The following is a 20,428-nucleotide window of genomic DNA, read 5'->3' as shown; positions in this document are numbered from 1 at the left end:
TTCCAAAACGCGTTCTATAATTCACCCAGCACAGGAGTGAACTATGACTGACATCTCCCCGAACCGCCAAACCATCCCCCAGTCCCCCACGACGGGATGGCAGACCATCTCTCCGGGCATGACCGCCGCGATCGGGGGCACCCCCCTCATCCGCCTCCGACGCGCCTCGGAGGAAACGGGCTGCGACATCTACGGCAAGGCCGAGTTCATGAACCCCGGCGGCTCCGTCAAGGATCGTGCAGCCCTGGCGATCATCGAGGACGCGCTGAAAAGCGGAGCGCTGAAGCCCGGCGGGACGGTCGTGGAGGGAACGGCCGGCAATACGGGAATCGGCCTCACACTGGTCGCCCATGCCGTCGGCTGCAAGGCCGTGATCGTCGTGCCGGAAACACAGAGCCGTGAGAAGCTGGACTTCCTGCGTATGATCGGCGCCGATCTCCGCCTTGTTCCCGCCAAGCCGTATCGCGATCCGGGCAACTATGTTCACGTCTCGCGCCGTCTGGCCGAAGAGATCGGCGGGTTCTGGGCCAACCAGTTCGACAACACCGCCAACCGCGAAGGCCATCGCGCCACCACGGCACGGGAGATCTGGGAGCAGACGGGCGGGAAGGTCGATGCCTTCACCTGCGCCTGCGGCACCGGCGGGACGCTGGCGGGCATTGCACTCGGGCTGCGCGATCAGGCGCAGGCTGCCGGGAAGACGGCGCCGCGTATCGTCCTGGCTGATCCGGAAGGCTCCGCGCTTTATGGCTGGGTCAAATCCAACGACCTCACCATCACGGGCGGCTCCATCACCGAGGGCATCGGACAGGGCCGTGTGACGGCCAATCTCGAAGGTTCTCATCCCGATGACGCCGAACGCATCCCCGATGCCGAAGCACTGGAGCAGATCTTTTCCCTGACTTCCGAAGAAGGTCTGTCGGTAGGTGGCTCGTCCGGAATCAATGTTGCTGCGGCAATACGGACGGCACGCAGACTTGGTCCCGGACATACGATTGTTACAATTCTGTGCGACGGTGGTGCCCGATATCAGTCCAAGCTGTTCAATCCGGAGTTCCTGCGTGCGAAAAACCTGCCTGTTCCGCCCTGGCTGGCCTAACATCGCTTCCCTGTCTGTCCCGGCCGGAAATGCCGTTTTCCGGTCGGGCGGCATCAGCAGTCTGAACGCGGTCACAGCATTCCCGAAAGGCCTCTGGTCATGAGCACGGAAACCCTGCCCCATCTTCTGGTCGTGGATGATGACCGCGAAATCCGCGAACTGCTGAGCCAGTTCCTTGAGCGCAACCATTTCCGCGTCACGGCGGCCCGCGATGCACGGGAAGCCCGCAAGGCCTGGGCCAACGGGCATTACCAGCTCGTGGTGCTGGACCTGATGCTGCCCGGCGAGAGCGGCCTGGAAGTCGCGCGCTGGCTGCGCTCGCAGGACAACATCCCCATCATCATGCTCACCGCGATGAGCGACGAAACGGACCGGATCATCGGCCTCGAATTCGGCGCGGACGATTACGTCGCCAAGCCGTTCAATCCGCGCGAACTGCTCGCCCGTATCCGCGCCGTGCTGCGCCGGACGGTCGATGTGGAAGACAAGCGTCAGGCCGCCGATACCCGCAAGATCCATTTCGCGGGCTGGTGCCTCGACCCCGTGCGTCGCCGTCTGCTGAACCCGGATGGTGCCGAAGTCTCCCTCACGGGGGGAGAATACGACCTGCTGATGGCGCTGCTCGAACGTGCCAACCGCGTCCTGACGCGCGACATGCTCCTCGAACTGCTGCGGGGCCGTCAGGCCGGGCCGTTCGACCGCGCGATCGACGTGGCCATCAGCCGCCTGCGCCGCAAGCTTGAGGATGACGGGCGCAATGCACAGGTCATCAAGACGGTCCGGGGCGGTGGCTATGTGCTCGCAGCGGAAGTGGAGCGTCTCTGAACCCGATGCACATCCTGCCACGGTCTCTTGTTGCCCGGACCAGCCTTCTGCTGATCGTGGGCCTTGCGATCGTGGAAGCGGCGGGGCTCGGAATCCACGCCTTGGACCGCTTTGACCTGGAGGAACGCAGCCAGGTTCATGAAGAGCAGGTCCAGGTCTTTTCGATCTATCGCACGGTGGCGGAAGCCCAACCCGCCGACCGCCACGACGCGATCGACGACCTGCATATCCCTTCCAACGTCACGGTCCTGCTGCTCAAGGAGCCGGATCCGCTGATCGAGGGGCATGAAGTCCCCTTCCCGGCGATGACGTCGCCGTCTTTCCTGCACCGCCTGCATGACGATACGCAGGGCCATGAAGGCTTTCCCGGTCCGATGGATCCGGGTGGCCCGCACCCCGGCCCCGACATGGGTGGTCCCGGCTTTCCCGGTCCCGGCCTTGGCCCCGGGCCGATGGGCCCAATGGGTGGCGGACCGGGCGGACCGGAGTTCCATTTCCCCGCCGACCACGCCGATGGTGACCGCGCGGATGACGAGCATCTGAACAGAGATTCCCGCTTTCCCGGCACCATACGCCGCCGTGACATGCCGCCCTTCATGCGCTGGGCGCTCCTGCCGTCCTCGCTCTATCCGCGCAAGGTCCTGATCGGGCAGAAAATGCGCACACATTCGACCTCGATCCTCCTTCCGGACCGGGACTGCTGGCTCGTGGTGCGTTTCGTTACTCCCCTGCCCAATCCGTTCGGCTCCCCGACCTTCATGATTGCGTTCCTTGTCATGTCGATTGCGGGAAGTGCGATGATCGTCTGGGCCACGCAGCGCCTGATCGCGCCCGTGACGACGCTGGCCAACGCCGCCGAAGCGCTGGGCCGGGACGTCAATACCGCGGCCCTGCCCGAGAACGGACCGTCCGAAATCCGCCGCGCTGCCATCGCTTTCAACACGATGGCCATGCGTATCCGCCGTTTCGTGACGGATCGCACACTCATGCTGACGGCCATCGGCCATGATCTGCGGACACCCATCACGCGCCTGAAGCTGCGTGCCGAATTCATCGACGATGACGAACTGCGCAACAAGGTCCTGGCCGATCTGGACGAGATGGAAGCCATGGTCGCTGCCACGCTGGCCTTTGGACGGGACAGCGCGTCCGCCGAGCCCATCGTCTCGCTCGACCTGCGCGCCCTGCTTCAGACCATCATGGACGAAGCAGCAGAAAGCGTGCCGGACAAGGCGGACGACCTGTTCTATGAGCCGCCCAATGTGCCCGTCCGGATCAAGGCCCGCTCCGTGGCGCTGAAGCGTGCGCTGAACAACCTGATCCTCAACGCCCTCAAATACGGTGGCAGCGCGCATGTCACGCTCATTCCCGCCACCAATCCGGGCGAAAAGGGCAATGTGGTCAAGATCCTGATCGAGGATAATGGCCCGGGCCTACCGGAAAGCGAGCTGGACCGTGTGTTCGAGCCTTTCGTCCGCATCGAGAGCAGTCGCAACCGCGAGACAGGCGGCAGCGGCCTGGGACTGTCGATCGCCCGCACCATCCTGCATGGTCAGGGCGGCAATGTCCGCCTCGAAAACCGGCCGAGCGGCGGGCTGCGCGTCATCGTCACGCTGGCCCCGTAATCCCGGTCCGGGAAGGCCCGCACCTTGATCAATGGTGCCGGGCCTTCCATGCTGGGGGCTTCCCCCATTTTCTGATCAGGTCTTTTCCATGAAACAGCGTGAACTTGGCCGCACCGGCATTGCCGTCAGCGAAATCTGCCTCGGCACCATGACCTTCGGTCAGCAGAATACCGAAGCCGAAGGCCACGCCCAGCTCGACATGGCGCTGGACCACGACATCAACTTCATCGACACCGCCGAGCTGTACTCCATCCCGCCCCGTGCCGAGACGCAGGGTTCAACGGAAACCATCATCGGAAGCTGGCTGAAAGCCCGCGGTGGCCGTGACCGCCTCGTCATCGCCAGCAAGGTCGTCGGACGGACCGCCATGCCGTGGTTCCGGCCCGATGGCGGGGAAGCACGCCTGACCCCACGCCAGATCCGCTACGCGCTCGAAGGCTCCCTGCGGCGCCTCGGCACGGACTATATCGACCTCTACCAGCTCCACTGGCCGGACCGGAAAATCGGCCTGTTCGGCGCAGGCGGCACGACCTTCCGCGACCTGCCGGAAGAAACATCCGTGCCCATCGAAGAAACACTTGGTGTCCTCGGCGACCTCGTAAACGAAGGCAAGATTCGTCATGTCGGCCTCTCCAACGAGACGGCCTGGGGTGTCTCGAAGTTTCTGGAAGTCTCCCGCACCGGTCTGCCCCGCGTGGCCTCCATTCAGAACGCCTACAACCTGATCAACCGAACGTTCGAGATCGGGCTGGCGGAAATGGCGCTTCAGGAAAAAGTCGGGCTGCTGGCCTACTCTCCGCTGGCACAGGGCTATCTGACCGGGAAGTATCTCAACGGCGCCCGTCCCGCCGGAGCACGCACCACGCTGTTCGATCGCGGACAGCGTTACCAGAAGCCCGGCGTTGATGAGGCCATCACGGCCTATCATACTCTGGCCCGCGAGGAAGGGATCGACCCCGTCCAGCTCGCGATTGCCTTCGTCACCTCACGGCCCTTCGTGACGTCCAACATCATCGGGGCCACCAGCCTGGACCAGCTCCGCACCATCCTCGGCGCGGAAAACGTGACCATCACGCCAGAGCTGGAAGAGAAGATCAACGCCATCCATCAGGTCCATTCCAACCCGGCCCCCTGAGACTGAGCACCCGGCATCGGGGCTTATACGCCCCTGATGCCGGGCGGTATCAGACCTTGATCAAACGCGCGGCGAAAAACCCGTCCATGCCGCCGAGTTCGCTCCACAGGCCCGGATGGGTGCGGAACATCCCGTCCCAGGTCCGCGCGACAGCCATGTTGGCCAGTTCCTCTTCCGAGAACGGATCGAACTTCCAGCCACCACGAGCCATGGCTGCCTTGATCCGCTCCGGACCTTCCTCGTCCTGCAGCGAGCACACGGCATAAAGCAGCACGCCGCCGGGCTTGAGCATCTCATGCGCTGCGTCGATCAGTGCATCCTGACCTTCCGCCAGTGCCGTCACATCGCGCGGACGCTTGATCCACAGCACATCCGGATGGCGGCGCAGCGTTCCCGTCGCGGAACACGGCGCATCGAGCAGCACCATGTCCACCGGCGTTTGCGGACGCCATGTGGCAGCATCCGCCACCACCGTCTTCGCCGAGAGCTTCAGGCGCGCGATGTTTTCCTCAAGCCGCTTCGCCCGCGCTTCCTCACGCTCGACCGCCACGACCTGCGCACCCGCCGTCGCAAGCTGCGCCGTCTTGCCGCCGGGTGCCGCGCAGAGATCCACGACGGTCCTGCCCGCCACGTCTCCCATGAGCTTCACCGGCATCGTCGCCGCCACGTCCTGCGCCCAGAACGCGCCGTCCTCGAACCCTTCCAGAGCCGTGATCCGCGTCCCGGCCGGATAACGGACGGAGCCTGTCGGCAGCATCTCGCCGCCCTCCGGCGCAACCGCGCCCGGACGCAGCGTCAGATCCAGCGGGGCCTCACGGTGCAGGCCTCGCGAAATCGCCCGGGCCCGCTTGCCCCAGGCACTCCACAGCCAGGGCGGCACATCCAGCCGGTCCTCGTCCAGACCGTCCAGAAGCTCCTGCCCCTCACGCGCGACACGCCGGAGAACGGCGTTGGCCAGCCCCGCGAACGGTGCCAGACCGCGACGGCGAAGCAGGTCCACGATCGTACCCACGGCGGCATGAGGCGGCGTTTCCAGATGCAGAAGCTGTGCCACGCCCATGAGCAGCGCACAGCGCACCGGCTCGGGCGGCTCGCGGCGCAGCAGCGGCTGGAGCAGCTCGGTCATGCTGCCGAGATGACGCAGGGTCGTTGCCGCCAGACGATGTGCGGACGCACGGTCGCGTGCGTCCATCGCACCCGCACGGTCCAGCGTCGTCTCCAGCATCCGGCGATGTTCGACCACGCCACAGACGATATCAAAGGCCAGATCGCGCGTCGGGTCCGGCGCAGGACGGCGCTGCGGCGTACGGCCTCCCTGGGGGCGGCGTGGTCCGCCGTTCCGGGTTTTGGAGGCCGGATTGCGGGGCGACGTGTTGGAAGGGGTCTGGGTCATGACAGGCTATCGATCTCTCGCATCCTGCCGAAATCGCATCTTGCGGCCACGGACGCAATGGCGTCTTCTCCAGACATGTCCGATCTTACTGCCCAGAACCCTATCCGCGAGAACCTTGCCGCCATCCGCAGCCGCATTGCCCGGGCCTGCGAACAGGCCGGACGCCCGGCAGGGGATGTCTCCCTCGTCGCCGTCAGCAAGTTCCATCCGATCGAGAGCGTGGAAGCCGCCCTGAACGCCGGCCAGCGCCTGTTCGGCGAAAACCGCGTGCAGGAAGCCGCCTCGAAATTCCCCGAACTGCGCCAGACCTTCCCGGATCTGAGACTGCACATCATCGGCGGACTTCAGACCAACAAGGCGGCCGAAGCCTGCCAGATCGCCGACATGATCGAGAGCCTCGACCGCCTGTCCCTGTCCGATGCCATCGAGAAAGGCGCGCAGAAGGCCGGGCGTCTTCCGGAGCTTCTCGTGCAGGTCAACACCGGCGACGAGCCGCAGAAATCCGGCGTGCCACGCGAAGAGGCCGATGCTTTCATCGAAGCCTCGCTCGAAAGATTCGGTCCGAAAATCCGTGGTCTGATGTGCATCCCCCCCGAAGGCGAGGACCCCACCCCGCATTTCCGTCTCCTGCGCCAGATGGGCGGGCGTCACGGGCTACCGGTACTGTCAATGGGCATGTCGGCGGATTTTGAGAAGGCCATTGCCGAAAATGCAACGCTGGTCCGGGTCGGGACAGCCATTTTCGGAAGCCGTCCCGCGCCACAATCCTGACACGCGGCTTGCGTCCGTCGCAGAAATCTTGTCATGAGGGACAGTTGCCGTGATGCGGAGCCGCGCTTGAAGGGTGCTGCGACAGTAGACAACGGCATTCTATTGACGCCCGTAAATGGAACCAGCAATGCCTGAACATGACGGTGACCACGCCTCCAACCCTCCTCATGGCGTAGGAATTCCCAACGACTCCGCCGGAATCGTGCAGACGATCGAGCAGGCCCGCTCGGAGGGACACACCCACGAAATCGGCGGTGGAGAAGAGGGCTCCGGCCATGAGCGTCCCGCCGGCATGGGCGCCCTGCTCGCGGTTCTGGGGGTGGTCTATGGCGATATCGGCACAAGCCCGCTCTACGCTTTGCAATCCTCGGTCAGCATCGTCAGTTCGCCGAAGGCACCGGCCCAGCCCTGGGAAATCATGGGGCTTGCCAGCCTGACCTTCTGGGCACTGATGCTCATCGTCACCATCAAATACGTCATCCTCATCATGAGGGCCGACCATGATGGCGAGGGCGGCATCATCGCGCTGATGTCCCTGGCCCAGCGCGTGTGCAAGTCACAGCATTTCCGATGGCTGTTCGGCCTCGTCGGCATTGCGGGTACCTGTCTGTTCTTTGGCGACAGCATCATCACCCCGGCCATTTCGGTGCTTTCGGCCGTGGAAGGTATCGAAACTTCCGTCCCCTCGGCCAGCCACATCATCATCCCCCTGGCGATGGTCGTGCTGGTGGGACTGTTCTCGGTGCAGGTTCTGGGAACCGGCAAGATCGGCAAGGCGTTCGGGCCCATCATGGTGGCCTGGTTCGCGGTGCTCGCCATTCTCGGCATCAAGGGGATCTTCCTCTACCCGCACATCCTGCTTGCCCTCTCCCCGACGTTCGCGCTCGAATTCATCATCATGCACGGCTATCTGTCGTTCATCGCGCTGGGTTCGGTCGTGCTTTCCGTGACAGGTGCGGAAGCGCTTTACGCCGATATGGGCCATTTCGGCCGGGCGCCGATCCGCAAGGCCTGGCTGTTCTTCGTCCTGCCGTCGCTCACGCTGAACTATTTCGGACAGGCCGCCCTGCTGATCCGCGATCCGCACGCCCTGTCCAACCCGTTCTATCTTCTGGTGCCGCACTGGGCTCAGATCCCGATGCTGGTCCTTGCGACGTTTGCGACCGTGATCGCCTCGCAGGCCGGCATCTCGGGCAGTTTCTCCCTGTGCCGCCAGCTCATCCAGCTCGGCTATCTGCCGCGCACCCGCATCATGCACACCAATGCCTCCGAGGAAGCGCAGATCTATCTGCCGTCCCTCAACTGGATCCTGGCCTTCGGCGCTCTGGTTCTGGTGCTGGCGTTCCGCACGTCCTCGGCCCTCGCCGCAGCTTACGGTATCGCCGTGACGGGCACGTTCCTGTGCACCTGCGTGCTGGCGATGGTGGTGTTCCGCCGCGTCTTCAAATGGAAATCCGCGACGGTTGCGATCGTCTTCGGTTTCTTCTTCATCGTGGACAGCATTTTCTTCTCGGCGAACGTGCTCAAGATCCCCGATGGCGGCTGGGTCCCGCTGGCGATCGGCATCATCAGCACCATCATCATGACCACCTGGAAGCGCGGACGCAGCCTCATTGCAGCCCGGCAGCAGGCGGATTCCATGCCGATGGGTTCCTTCCTCGCCCGACTGCCGCAGTCCCGCACGATCCGCGTTCCCGGTCTGGCCGTTTTCCTGACCGCCAACCCGGACATCGTGCCGAATTCGCTGCTGCATAACCTCAAGCACAACAAGGTCCTGCACGATCACATCCTGTTCGTAACAGTCGAGAACCTTGACCAGCCGGAAGCCGAGCGTGGGCATCGCACCATCGTTCAGGAACTGGCACCGAACATCCACCGTGTCATCGTCCGCTATGGCTTCATGGAGATGCCGAACCTCCCCCGCGCCCTGCTGGAACTGAACGCGCTTGGCGTGGCATTCGACGCCATCCAGGCCTCCTACTTCACCTCGCATGAGCTGGTCGTCCGCTCACGCGTACCGAAGATGCAGCTCTGGCGGATGTGGATCTTCCTTCTGCTCCTGCGCAATGCCGCCTCCACAACCGAGTTCCTGCGCATCCCGCCTGACCGCGTTGTGGAGTTCGGTGTCCGGATCGCCATTTGACAACCACATCACAACCCGGGCCTCTTTCCCTCTACATCCACTGGCCGTTCTGTCTGGCGAAGTGCCCTTACTGCGATTTCAACTCCCATGTCCGGGAGGTGATCCCGCAGCAGCGCTTCGCCAAGGCCCTGCGCCGCGAACTGGCCCATGACGCCGCCCGCCTGACCCGCGATGGCGTCAAACGCCCCCTGCGCTCGATCTTCTTTGGTGGGGGGACGCCCTCACTCATGGCGTCCGAAACCGTCGCTGCCCTGATCGAGGACGCGCATCGCCTGTTCGATGCGGAAGATGATCTGGAAATCACGCTCGAAGCGAACCCAACCAGCGTCGAGGCCGGGAAATTCGCCGCCTTCCGTCAGGCCGGCGTCAACCGCGTCTCGCTCGGCGTGCAGAGCCTGCGGGACGATGCGCTGCACAAGCTCGGCCGCGAACACTCCGCCACCCAGGCCATCCGTGCGCTCGAAACCGCACGTACCCTGTTCCCCCGGATTTCCTTCGATCTGATCTACGCCCGGCCCGGCCAGAGCGATGCCGACTGGACGGACGAACTCAACACGGCGCTCGAGCTCGTGGCTGATCACCTGTCGCTGTATCAGCTCACCATCGAGCCCGGCACGAAGTTCGAAGCCATGCACCGGCGCGGCGAACTGACCCTCCCCGACGAAGACACCGCCGCGCGTCTGTATGACCTGACCGGCGAAATCGCCGCCCGTCACGGCCTGCTGCCCTACGAAGTCTCGAACTATGCCCGCCCCGGTGCCGAGAGCCGCCATAACCTGACCTACTGGCGCTATGCGGATTATATCGGCATCGGTCCCGGCGCTCATGGGCGCCTCACGCTGGACGGAGAGCTTTACGCCACCCGTCGCCATCGTGCGCCGGAGCCCTGGGCCGAGCGCGTCGAAAAGACAGGCTCCGGCAGCACGGAGGAAACGCTCCTCACGCCGGAAGAAAAAGGCCGCGAAGCCCTTCTGATGGGCCTGCGCCTGTCCGAAGGGATCGACGAAGCCCGCTTTGCTGCCCGCACGGGACGAGCGCTCATGGACTGTGTAGACCCGGCCCTGCTCGAAGCCTGCATCGAGGAAAACTACCTTGAACGGGACAACGGCATCCTGCGCGCGACGTGTGAAGGGCGGCTCCGGCTTGAAGCAATACTGGCGCGACTGGTCACTTGAAGGCATGATCCGGTCTTAATCCATCTGGAAGAGACCATGCGCCGACCCATTCTCTCTGCCCTTCTGGCCGCCTGCACCGTGCTGGCCCCGTTTGCCACTGCGAACGCTGCCCCCGCTCCGAACTATGTCGTGCTCGACAACGACTTCCTCGGCCCGGGCGGCTCCAACATCCAGTCCATCGTCCCGCTGCTCAACCGCCCTGGCGTGACGCTGCTGGGTCTGACCTCCGTCATCGGCGATGACTGGGAAAACGCAGGCACGGCGCATGCTCTCCGCTTTCTGGAAATCGCCCGCCAGACGCAGATTCCCGTAGCTGACGGCGCCACCACGCCTCTGGTCAACACGGTCGCGGAGACGAAACTGCGTGAACAGCAGTTCGGTGTCATTCCGTGGAAGGGCGCGTGGGGCGGCCTCGGCTCCATCGAGCACGTACCGGCCACACAGCCTCCCGTCGGCAAGCTGCCGGAAGGTGCACCGCATACCGCCGCCGATCCGCTCCCGGCCGCCATGTTTCTGATCCGCGAAGTCCACGCCCATCCGCATCAGGTCACGGTCATCGCCGCAGGGCCACTGACGAACCTTGCGCTCGCCATCCGCATCGACCCGACCTTTGCCGCGACTGCGAAGCAGCTTGTCTTCATGGGCGGCCTGCTTGATGCCAGCATGATGTCCGTCACCGGCAATGCTGATTTCGCGTCCGACTTCAACATGATCATGGACCCCGAAGCCGCCCGCATCACCCTGACCGCACCCTGGGCTTCCATTACCTGCGTCGGGAATGTCTCGAACGACATCATGATGACACCGGAACTCGCCAATCGCATCGACGCGAAGCACAACGCCGTCACGGATTATCTGAAAAAGTATCAGGCTCCCCTGCCGCTATGGGATGAACTGACCTCCGCCATCGCCGTTGATCCCACACTGGTCACGAAGTCCGTCACGGCTGTCATGGATATCAACATCGAACACGGCATGGATTATGGCCACGCCCATATCTGGCCGGATTCCACGGCTCCCAAGGGCGTTAACCTGCGGAAGGTGAAGATCGTGCAGTCCATCGACAAGACGCGCTTCATCAACGATTTCGTCTCGCAGTCCCAGAACGCCCTGGGCACGCACTGAATACAGGAGGGCAACCGACACACATGCTGAACATCATCAAGCTGGCCGTCGGCTGCCCGAGCCTTGAAGTCCTGCGTGAGCGTATGGCCCATCCCCGTATCAACGGACACGGCGCCGTCCCCACCCGGACGATGCCACGCCGTGCGGACGAAGTTCTGGACGGTGGCTCCCTGTACCGCGTGATGGATGGCATGATCCTGTGCCGCCAGCCCATCATCGGACTGGAGTCCTGCCAGCGCTCGGATGGGAGCACGGGCACGCTGATCGTCGTGTCTGATGAGATCATCCCGGTCCAGCCGCGCCCCATGCGCCCCTTTCAGGGCTGGCGCTATCTGGACCCCAAAGACGCCCCGCCGGATCTCGGCAACGGCCTGACGCAGGACGGAATCGCCGATCTTCCGCCCCAGCTCCGGCGTGAACTGGCCGAGCTGGCCCTGATCTGAGCTTTCCCAACACGGCCCTGCCACATTTTTGCTGCATTCCGGGAACGGAATGGGACATGAAACGTCATGCCCCTATTCCGGGGAACCACAGGATGTCCCCTCTCCGCCCCACCTGGCGCCCACAGGCGCTGCGTGCGGGCCAGAACAGAAGGAGTGCCGCCTTGCCGCCCTTTCCCCGTCCTTCCCGAGCAGGTACGGCTGCCGTCACGCTGTCAGCGGCTCTTTCCATCGGGCTCGGCCTGACAGCCCCGCTTTCCGGCGCCCATGCGCAGACGACTGCCCCGGCTCCCGCCACCGAGGCCAGCATTCTGCCCGGCAAGATCGTCTATGCCCAGCTCACGACTCCCGATCTCGCCAAGGCCAAGGCATTCTACGGCGGCCTTCTGGGGTGGACCTTTCAGGACCGTCCCGTCTCGCGCGGGCATTATGCCGAAGCGCTTGTGAACGGGCATGTGGTGGCTGGTCTGGTCGAGCGCCCCCTGCCAGACAGCGACAACCCGCCCCATCCGCTCTGGCTTCCCTTCATTTCAGCGCCGGACGTCCCGGCACTGGCGAAGTCGTCGCGCCAGTGGGGCGCCAAGGTGCTGTTCCGCCCGACCATGATCCAGGGCCGGGGCGAACAGGCCATCATCGCCGATCCGCAGGGAGCCCTGTTTGCGAGCCTTCATGCCCCGCATGGCGATCCGAACGATACGGATCCTACGGTGCAGGGCGACTGGATCTGGAATGCGCTCCTGACCTCCACGCCGTCGGCCAGTGCGGGGTTCTACCAGAAACTCTTCGGCTATCAGGTCGAGGCCGCGCCGGCGCCTGACACCAACCAGCGTTACATCCTTGAGTCGCAGTCCGTGGCTCGTGCGACGGTCAATCCACTCCCGCCGCGTCTGCCGCCGAACGCGCGGGCCCGCTGGCTCAGCTTCGTGCAGGTGGACAGTGTGGGCAGCGCGGCTGAAAAAGCCGTGCAGCTTGGCGGGCGCGTTCTGGTCGAGCCACATCTCGATCACCAGAACAGCATGATCGCCGTTCTCGCCGATCCGGCAGGTGCCGCCTTCGGCGTCATGGAACTGCATGACACCGGCCTGACAGGAGACGCGAAATGATCCGTCGGACAACAAAGACCTTCGCCCGCATCGGCGGTGCGCTCTGCCTGCTTGGCATGCTGTCTGGCTGCGTCGGCTATGACGGATATGGCTATGACGGTTACGGCGGCTATGGTGGCGGTGGCTATTATGGCGGCTACGATACCGGCTGGGGCGGTGGCTGGGGTAGCGGCTGGGGCTCGGGCTATGGCGTCGGCCCCTATCGCGGGCGTGGCCCTGGCGGTGGACGCGGATCCGGCGGACGTGGTCCCGGCGGTGGCGGCCCGGGTGGCGGAGGCCATGGCGGCGGCAATATGGGCGGCGGCGGTCATGGTGGTGGCCCTGGCGGCTCAGGTGGCGGGGGTGGCCATGGTGGCGGTCCCGGCGGCGGAGGCGGCCACGGGGGTGGCGGTGGTCATGGCGGCGGGGGTGGGGGTGGCCGTCACTGACGTCCGCGCCTCTTTCGGAACATGACGCAAGAACGGGGGAAAACGGAGTTCCGTCTTCCCCCGTCCTGTTTTCAGGAAGCAGCGCGATCCCCGCGCCCGGCCCGTTCCAGAGCGGCGATCTCGGCCATGATTTCCCCGTTCTGGATCTTCAGGGCGACATCCGCCAGCGGGGCACCCGCTTCAAGAGCTGCCGCCGTAGCACTCCACCGCTCACCGGCCTGCGCATCGCCTTCACACAGCCCGGCAGAGATATCGAAACGCAGCAGGGTCGCCTCGCCGCTCAGCCTGCGCAGCGCCCGCAGGAGAGCATGGGCCTGCGTCGCGCGTTCTCCGACGGCGGATACACCCCCCAGAACGGGCAGCGAGCCCCGGGCAAACTCCGCGCGCGTCGTATCAATCCCGGCCTGACGCTGGATGCGGTCCGTCATGACGGGATCTTCCCGTTTCAGAACGGCCGCCAGATAACGCAGATTTCCAACCACAGCCGTCTGCAACAGACCGTCCATGTCCTGCCCCCGCCGCTGCGGGCAGACCATGAAGGCGCAGAGCAGACCGATCACGCTGCCAAGCGTGTTGTCGAGCATCCGCATCCACGCCACGCCCTGCGACGGCATGATCATTTCCGTCACGACGATGAACTGCGCGCTGATGAAAACCACGAGCATGGTATAATTCACCGCCCGCATGGCGATGGCGCCGATCACGAAGACCGCCACCGCCGCCAGCATCTGGGCCGAACCCGGCAGAAACGGCGTCAGCAGCAGCGCCAGCACGCCACCGCCCACGGTCCCGAGCACACGCTCCAGCGCCCGCACCAGCGTCGTCTGTCCGGACGGCTGGATCACCAGCAGCACCGCCACCAGCGCCCAGAACCCATAATCAAGTCCCAGCCACCAGGTGGTCATGTAAGTCGCCAGCAGGCCGACCACGAGGCGCAGCGTATGCTGCCAGATCGCAGGCGTCAGCCGGGCGACATGCCGGGGCAGTTCGGCATCGAATGGCAGGCGCTCCTTCTGCGCGAGCCCTTCGGCCAGCGTCCCCAGTGTCCGTGCACTGGTCGCGACCAGTTCCCCGATCGGTCCCGCCGTCGCGGGAATGCTCCCCGCAAGCGCGAGCCCCTCAGAGGCCAGATGGCCAAGATCCGGTGCGGGGTCGAGTGCGGCGTCACTGGCATGCTGGCAAAGCGCGGAAAACGCCGCCAGCGTCCCCCGCGCCTCGAAATCCAGACCGCGCGTCTCGACGAGATGCTCGACGGCCAGCATGGCGGTGAACAGGCGCTCCGCCCCGGCCAGGGATGCGATCAGACGCCCGCGCATGCCGTAACTTGCATGTCCGGCGTCAATCTGAAGCGCCATTCCGCGCGCGCGCTCGATCGCCGCCCGCACGTTCTGCCGGTGCACGGTTTCCTGAAGCCGCCCCGCCGCGATCTCGCCCGCCATGACCGACAGCAGCCGGTAACAGCCTCCCACGGCCCGCCGCGCAGGCGCATAGGGATGCAGCGGCCAGATAGCGAGGCATAGAAGGATGGCCCACAATCCACCACCCCCGAATGCCACGGCGATGACGAGAGCATCCTGAAGCCCATGGGCCGGGAACCCCGTCCCCGCGAGCATGACGCAGCCGAGAAGCGCGCAGAGCAGCGCCATGGACGGCGTCAGCGCGCGAGCCATACCAACCAGCAGGCCCGTCAGAACCAGCCAGGGCAGCACGCCCCAGAGCGGAGACACCGCGATGAGGGACGTCATGCCCCCCAGGATCGCGCCGGCTACCGTAAAGAGTCCGAGAATGCGGAGCTGTTCGCGGGCCGTTCCGCCCGGCTCGATCAGGCAGCTCCAGAATGCCGCAAACGCGGCCCAGGCCAGCACGGTCTGATGTTCATAAATTGCGGGGAGAAGCGCCACGACAGTGGCGACCGCGGCCCGGCTCCCCTCAGCCGGAGCGATCTGCTCTGGACTGACGGGAACCGAGTGGCGCGCCAGAAACTGCGTCAGAAAGTCGAACGGCCTGCCCCGATTGAGGGCAGGCCGGGACGACGGACCAGAGGAGAGAGGGTCGCGGACCATGTCTCAGCGACCAGTCAGAATACGCTCCACGAGCTGGCCAACCGTCGGGACAAAGCCGTTCGCGTAGAACGGATCCGTTCCGAAGCGCCACGCATTCGTGCCGCCGAACATGAGGTTGTGGTCCGTAATCACATCCTCATCCGCTCCGGGCGGAATGTGGGAAATGGTCTGGAGCGTCTTCTGGATGCAGAAGGAACGCGGGTCAGCCTTCTGGCCCGTCGTGTACGGTTCTTTCTGCATCCAGTTGGAGAAGCGGCACTGCGACAGGCAGCCCATGCACGCCGTCTGGTCCGCAAGAATCTCGCGCGCGCTTTCCGGCGTCACGAAAACCAGCGTGTCATCCGGAGTGCGCAGCGCCTCGGTGAAGCCGGCAGCTTCCCATTCGGCAATGCGAGGACGATCGGCCGCCGGCACGAAGACCTCGCGCTTGCGGGCACCGACGCCGTAAGACGCCTCATATCCATCGCCGGCTTCCTGACTGTACGGCACCTGACGCTCGGAGCGCTCGCGCAGGTCCCTGAGGAAGCTGTTCTTGACGGCTGAAGAATAGAACCCGGTCGGGGAAAAGCGGTTGAGATACACATCCCCCTTCTTCAGCGTCAGGAGACGGCGCTTCCAGGCATTGGGGATCGGGCTTTCCTGCGTCAGGAGCGGACGGGTTCCGAACTGGAACGCGATCGGCCCCAGTTCCGGATTGCCAATCCAGTCCTGCCATTCCTCAAGATGCCAGACGCCACCGGCCATGATGATCGGCGTTTCGCCCAGACCGTAATTGCGCATGACGCGGCGCAGTTCGAGAACGCGCGGATAGGGATCTTCCGGAGAGAGCGGATTTTCCGTGTTGGACAGGCCGTTATGACCGCCCGCACGCCACGGGTCCTCGTAAACCACGCCCCCCAGAAGTTCGGGCGCCTTGCTGTAGGCACGGCGCCACAGGGCATTGAACGCGCGTCCCGAAGAGACGATCGGGTAATATGGGAGCCCAAAACGCACTGCGATGTCGGACAGGCGATACGGCATGCCCGCACCACAGGTCACGCCATGTACCAGTCCGGGAGCCCCTTCGAGGATCCCGATGATGACTTCCTCGGCCCCGCCCATTTCCCACAGGATATTGACGTTGATCCGGCCCTTGCCGCCCGAGATGTCGTGGGCAATCTTCGCCTGGGCGATACCGCCATCGATCGCGTAGCGGATCAGCTCCTGCTGGCGCTCGCGGCGCGTACGGCCGTGATAGATCTGCGGAACGGGATTGCCATCCTGATCGTAACTATCCGCATTGACGGCCGAGATGGTTCCGATCCCGCCGGCGGCAGCCCAGTGTCCGGCCGAGACGCCCGTGGAGACGGAAACACCTTTGCCCCCTTCGATCAGAGGCAGCACATCCTGACCACCAAAACGGAGGGTATCAATAGATTTCATGGGGACTGGCTGTCTCCGAAACTCAGAAAAAAAAGGCGGGGCCTTGCGAGCCCCGCCCCAACACTCATTCGGCGTCGCGACGGGGCGGACGGCCAGGCTTGGCCCCCACACTTTCCGTAATATCGGCGCCCGTGGCCTGATCGACAACCCTCATGGAGAGCTTGACCTTGCCGCGGTCATCGAAACCGATGACCTTGACCTTCACGGCATCACCCTGCTTGACGACGTCGGACGTCTTCGCAACGCGGCCTTCAGCCAGTTCGGAAATGTGAACCAGACCGTCACGCGGGCCGAGGAAGTTCACGAACGCACCGAAATCAGCAGCCTTGACGACCTTGCCGTCATAGATGCGGCCAATTTCCGGCTCAGCGACAATGCCTTCGATCCGGGAGATGGCCTTCTGGGCCTGCTCGTCGTTCGAAGCAGCGATCGTCACGGTGCCATCGTCACCGATATCGACCTTCGCACCCGAATATTCGACGATCTCGCGGATCACCTTGCCGCCGGAACCGATCACATCACGGATCTTTTCCTTCGGCACGGAGATCGTGGTGATCTTCGGAGCATTGCCCGAAACATCAGAACGGCCTTCCGTCAGGGCCTTGGCCATTTCGCCGAGGATGTGGATACGGCCTTCACGGGCCTGCTCCAGGGCGATCTTCATGATTTCCGGCGTGATGGACGTGATCTTGATGTCCATCTGCAGCGCGGTCACGCCGTCAGCCGTACCGGCCACCTTGAAGTCCATGTCGCCAAGGTGATCTTCATCACCCAGGATGTCGGACAGCACGGCATAGCCACGGTCTTCCTTGATCAGGCCCATCGCGATACCGGCAACCGGACGCGGCAGCGGAACGCCGGCATCCATCAGCGCGAGCGAGGAACCGCAGACGGTCGCCATGGAAGACGAGCCGTTGCTTTCCGTGATCTCGGAAACCACACGCATCGTGTACGGGAAGGCTTCCTTGGTCGGCAGCAGCGGGTGGATTGCGCGCCATGCCAGCTTGCCGTGACCGATTTCACGACGGCCCGGGGAGCCCATGCGGCCACACTCACCCACCGAATACGGCGGGAAGTTGTAGTGCAGCATGAAGTTGGAACGGTATTCGCCTTCCAGCGCGTCGATGATCTGCTCGTCCTGCCCCGTACCGAGCGTCGCAACCACGAGGGCCTGCGTCTCGCCACGCGTGAACAGGGAAGACCCATGGGCGCGCGGCAGGATGCCGACTTCGGCCAGAATCGGACGGACCGTCTTCAGGTCACGGCCATCGATACGGATGCCCGTCTTGAGGATGGAGCCGCGAACGACCTGTGCCTCAAGCTCCTTGAGCATCGGCTTGGCCAGTTCGACGTCCAGACCTTCCTCAGCCAGGATCTCGTTGATCCGGTCCTTGGCTTCGGCGACTTTCTTGTAACGGGCCTGCTTCTGACGCTCCTTGTAGGCGTCCGCCATCAGCTTGTTGCCGACCTTCTCGACGCGCTTGCGAAGGGCGATTTCTTCCTTCGTCAGCGACGGCAGATCCCACGGAGCCTTCGCAGCATGCTCGGCGAGCGCGATGATGGCATCGATGACCGGCTGGAAGGACGTGTGACCCAGCGTGACGGCTTCGAGCATCGTCTCTTCCGAAAGCTCGCTGGCTTCGGATTCAACCATCAGCACGCCTTCGGCCGTACCGGCGACCATCAGGTCGAGCGTGCTGTCCTTGATCTCGTCATGAGTCGGGTTCACGACCAGCTTGCCGTCGATACGGCCGATGCGCGCGCAGGCGACCGGGCCGAAGAACGGAATACCGGAGAGCGTCAGCGCAGCCGAGCAGCCGATCAGCGACACGAGGGCCGGATCGTTCTCGTTGTCGTAGCTCAGGACCGTTGCGGTGATCTGGACTTCGTTGCGGAAGTTCTCCGGAAACAGCGGACGGATCGGACGGTCGATCAGACGTGCGTTCAGGACTTCGGCTTCGGACGGACGGCCTTCACGCTTAAAGAACCCACCCGGGATCTTGCCGGCAGCGTAAGCCTTTTCCTGGTAGTTGACCGTCAGCGGGAAGAAGTCCTGTCCCGGCTTGACGCTCTTGGCGCCAACGGCGGTGCAGAGCACGACCGTGTCGCCATACGTGATCATGACGGCGCCGTCTGCCTGGCGTGCGACCTTGCCGGTCTCCAGGATCAGGGGGCGTCCGGCCCATTCGATTTCCTTGCGGAAATAATCAAACATGCATGTTTTCCCAAATTAAGGATGAAACCATCCCCGGGCGTCCGGCAGGTGGCGGAGCAGCGTTTCGGACGGCATGGCGGTGATGACGGGAAGCCCCCGACATGACACCATGTGGCCTGAAACGCCGGTCGCGCACCCGCACCGCCGGACAGGCGATGGCGGGGTGTCCGGGAGCAGGCTCCCGGACAGATCTAGCTCAGCGACGCAGGCCGAGACGCTCGATCAGGCTCTGGTAACGGGCCTGGTCCTTGCGCTTCAGATAGTCCAGCAGGCTACGACGCTGACCGACCATCATCAGAAGACCACGACGGGAGTGGAAGTCCTTCTTGTGGGTCTTCAGGTGCTCGGTCAGGTTGACGATACGCTCGGACAGGATTGCAACCTGCACTTCCGGCGAACCCGTATCCGTCTCGCTCTGCTTGTACTCAGAAATCAGTGCCGTGCGGCGTTCTGCGGTAATCGACATCGTGTTCTCCAAAAAACTCGTGGTTTTCCAGCATACGCGCTGCCCTGAGCCGCCCATGACGGACATGACACAGACCCAGCACGTGCTCTCCGATCATCGCGCGCCACAGGTGGTCTTCCCCCTGCGACGATGCCGGCAGAGGATGCACGAGGCCCGCGGGGTCTATCGACTGCCCCCAGACAAGCATCCTTCCCTCCGCATCGGTGACGGCCAGCGCCGGGATGTCGACCAGCGCGGTCGCCGCATCCAGCAGAGGAGCCGGAAGAGCATCGGCCTTGTCCACAGTTTGAGTCGATTTGTCCAGTGATATCTGATCGATCGTCAGGGTATGGCCCAGATCGAACGGGCCACACTTCGTCCGCCGGAGCACCGAAATATGCCCCACCGTTCCGCAGGCCAGCGCGATGTCACGCGCGAGCGAGCGCATATAGACGCCCTTGCCTGACTGCACGTCGAAGACGGCCGTATCCGCGTCCGGACGTTCCACCAGCGTTATCGAATCGATCCGCGCCGGACGTGGCGGAAGTTCAGGCGGACGGCCGGCCCGCGCCATGTCATAGGCCCGCTCGCCCCCGACCCGAAGCGCCGAAAAGACGGGCGGCACCTGCATGACGTTTCCAGTGAGCGCAGGCAGGACGGCACGGATCTGGTCATCGGTCGGGCGGTTCGGGGATGTCGCCAGAACCTCGCCTTCAAGATCATCCGTCGTCCGGCTTTCCCCAAAAGTCAGGGTGAAGCGGTAACGCTTTGTCGCGTCCATGATGTAGGGAATGGTCCGGGTGGCTTTGCCGAACGCAATCGGCAGCACGCCGGAAGCCAGCGGATCGAGCGTCCCGCCATGTCCGGCCTTTTTCGCATCAAAAGCCCATCGCAGCTTGTTGACCATATCCGTGGAGGTCGGCCCCAGTGGCTTGTCGAGAATCAGCCACCCGTCGATATCGCGTCCACGCTTCCTGCCCATACATCCCGTCCTTGCTTGTGAAGGCCGCTGATAGACCAG

The 20,428-nt window shown here is 64.2% G+C and carries 17 protein-coding genes; 11 read left to right on the top strand and 6 right to left on the bottom strand.

What is annotated here, in order from left to right; all coding sequences use genetic code 11:
• The first annotated feature begins 43 nt into the window (after positions 1 to 43).
• The 4 genes from HKD31_RS05180 to HKD31_RS05165 all read left to right on the top strand — a co-directional run bounded on the left by HKD31_RS05180 (position 44) and on the right by HKD31_RS05165 (position 4,684).
• Positions 44 to 1,099, top strand: coding sequence for a cysteine synthase A (locus tag HKD31_RS05180; RefSeq protein WP_194264289.1), 1,056 nt, complete (start codon positions 44 to 46; stop codon positions 1,097 to 1,099).
• Positions 1,100 to 1,198: 99 nt separating this feature from the next.
• A complete protein-coding gene (locus HKD31_RS05175) occupies positions 1,199 to 1,924 on the top strand; it encodes a response regulator (protein WP_062497554.1) in 726 nt (241 codons plus the stop codon).
• A 5-nt stretch (positions 1,925 to 1,929) separates the two neighbouring features.
• Positions 1,930 to 3,549: an ATP-binding protein gene (locus tag HKD31_RS05170; RefSeq protein WP_194264290.1), complete on the top strand. Its 1,620-nt coding sequence runs from the start codon at positions 1,930 to 1,932 to the stop codon at positions 3,547 to 3,549.
• 88 nt (positions 3,550 to 3,637) lie between these two features.
• Entirely contained in the window at positions 3,638 to 4,684 is a 1,047-nt protein-coding gene (locus HKD31_RS05165) for an aldo/keto reductase (RefSeq protein ID WP_194264291.1), read from the top strand.
• Positions 4,685 to 4,733: 49 nt separating this feature from the next.
• Here the strand turns inward: HKD31_RS05165 and HKD31_RS05160 are convergent, their stop codons facing one another.
• Positions 4,734 to 6,077, bottom strand: coding sequence for an RsmB/NOP family class I SAM-dependent RNA methyltransferase (locus HKD31_RS05160; protein ID WP_194264292.1), 1,344 nt, complete (start codon positions 6,075 to 6,077; stop codon positions 4,734 to 4,736).
• A gap of 75 nt (positions 6,078 to 6,152) precedes the next feature.
• Here HKD31_RS05160 and HKD31_RS05155 point away from each other — a divergent pair, with 75 nt between their 5' ends.
• The 7 genes from HKD31_RS05155 (at position 6,153) to HKD31_RS16240 (ending at position 13,262) form a co-directional block, all read left to right on the top strand.
• The gene (locus HKD31_RS05155) at positions 6,153 to 6,848 is read left to right on the top strand and encodes a YggS family pyridoxal phosphate-dependent enzyme (protein ID WP_194264293.1); all 696 of its coding nucleotides are present in this window, start codon (positions 6,153 to 6,155) and stop codon (positions 6,846 to 6,848) included.
• Positions 6,849 to 6,963: 115 nt separating this feature from the next.
• Positions 6,964 to 8,991, top strand: coding sequence for a potassium transporter Kup (locus HKD31_RS05150; protein WP_062497558.1), 2,028 nt, complete (start codon positions 6,964 to 6,966; stop codon positions 8,989 to 8,991).
• Positions 8,988 to 10,166: a radical SAM family heme chaperone HemW gene (hemW, locus tag HKD31_RS05145; RefSeq protein WP_194266169.1), complete on the top strand. Its 1,179-nt coding sequence runs from the start codon at positions 8,988 to 8,990 to the stop codon at positions 10,164 to 10,166. The genes HKD31_RS05150 and hemW overlap by 4 nt, the downstream gene beginning before the upstream one ends.
• A 36-nt stretch (positions 10,167 to 10,202) precedes the next feature.
• Positions 10,203 to 11,291: a nucleoside hydrolase gene (locus HKD31_RS05140; RefSeq protein WP_194264295.1), complete on the top strand. Its 1,089-nt coding sequence runs from the start codon at positions 10,203 to 10,205 to the stop codon at positions 11,289 to 11,291.
• A 23-nt stretch (positions 11,292 to 11,314) separates the two neighbouring features.
• Positions 11,315 to 11,734 carry a DUF1489 family protein gene (locus tag HKD31_RS05135; protein ID WP_194264296.1) on the top strand — a complete coding sequence of 140 codons (420 nt, stop codon included), beginning with the start codon at positions 11,315 to 11,317 and terminating at the stop codon, positions 11,732 to 11,734.
• A gap of 92 nt (positions 11,735 to 11,826) precedes the next feature.
• Complete coding sequence (locus HKD31_RS05130) at positions 11,827 to 12,834, top strand: VOC family protein (RefSeq protein ID WP_194264297.1); 1,008 nt, start codon at positions 11,827 to 11,829, stop codon at positions 12,832 to 12,834.
• On the top strand, positions 12,831 to 13,262 hold the full coding sequence (locus tag HKD31_RS16240) for a hypothetical protein (protein WP_194264298.1): 432 nt from the start codon (positions 12,831 to 12,833) through the stop codon (positions 13,260 to 13,262). The genes HKD31_RS05130 and HKD31_RS16240 overlap by 4 nt, the downstream gene beginning before the upstream one ends.
• A 71-nt stretch (positions 13,263 to 13,333) precedes the next feature.
• On the opposite strand, the gene HKD31_RS05120 is transcribed toward HKD31_RS16240, so the two are convergent.
• From HKD31_RS05120 to truB, 5 genes are all read right to left on the bottom strand, one after another.
• Positions 13,334 to 15,325 carry an FUSC family protein gene (locus tag HKD31_RS05120; RefSeq protein ID WP_194264299.1) on the bottom strand — a complete coding sequence of 664 codons (1,992 nt, stop codon included), beginning with the start codon at positions 15,323 to 15,325 and terminating at the stop codon, positions 13,334 to 13,336.
• Positions 15,326 to 15,328: 3 nt separating this feature from the next.
• A complete protein-coding gene (locus HKD31_RS05115) occupies positions 15,329 to 16,747 on the bottom strand; it encodes an NAD(P)H-dependent flavin oxidoreductase (RefSeq protein WP_194264300.1) in 1,419 nt (472 codons plus the stop codon).
• Positions 16,748 to 16,811: 64 nt separating this feature from the next.
• Positions 16,812 to 18,962: a polyribonucleotide nucleotidyltransferase gene (pnp, locus tag HKD31_RS05110; protein WP_194264301.1), complete on the bottom strand. Its 2,151-nt coding sequence runs from the start codon at positions 18,960 to 18,962 to the stop codon at positions 16,812 to 16,814.
• A gap of 196 nt (positions 18,963 to 19,158) precedes the next feature.
• Positions 19,159 to 19,428 (bottom strand): 30S ribosomal protein S15, encoded by a 270-nt coding sequence (rpsO, locus tag HKD31_RS05105; protein ID WP_011253110.1) that lies wholly within the window; start codon positions 19,426 to 19,428, stop codon positions 19,159 to 19,161.
• Complete coding sequence (gene truB / locus HKD31_RS05100) at positions 19,388 to 20,389, bottom strand: tRNA pseudouridine(55) synthase TruB (protein ID WP_194264302.1); 1,002 nt, start codon at positions 20,387 to 20,389, stop codon at positions 19,388 to 19,390. The genes rpsO and truB overlap by 41 nt, the downstream gene beginning before the upstream one ends.
• Positions 20,390 to 20,428: the final 39 nt, after the last annotated feature.

Source organism: Gluconobacter potus, from assembly GCF_015244705.1.
Taxonomy (GTDB): domain Bacteria; phylum Pseudomonadota; class Alphaproteobacteria; order Acetobacterales; family Acetobacteraceae; genus Gluconobacter; species Gluconobacter potus.
The sequence above is the reverse complement of the archived record's forward strand: the minus strand, read 5'-3'. Positions and strand labels throughout refer to the sequence as shown.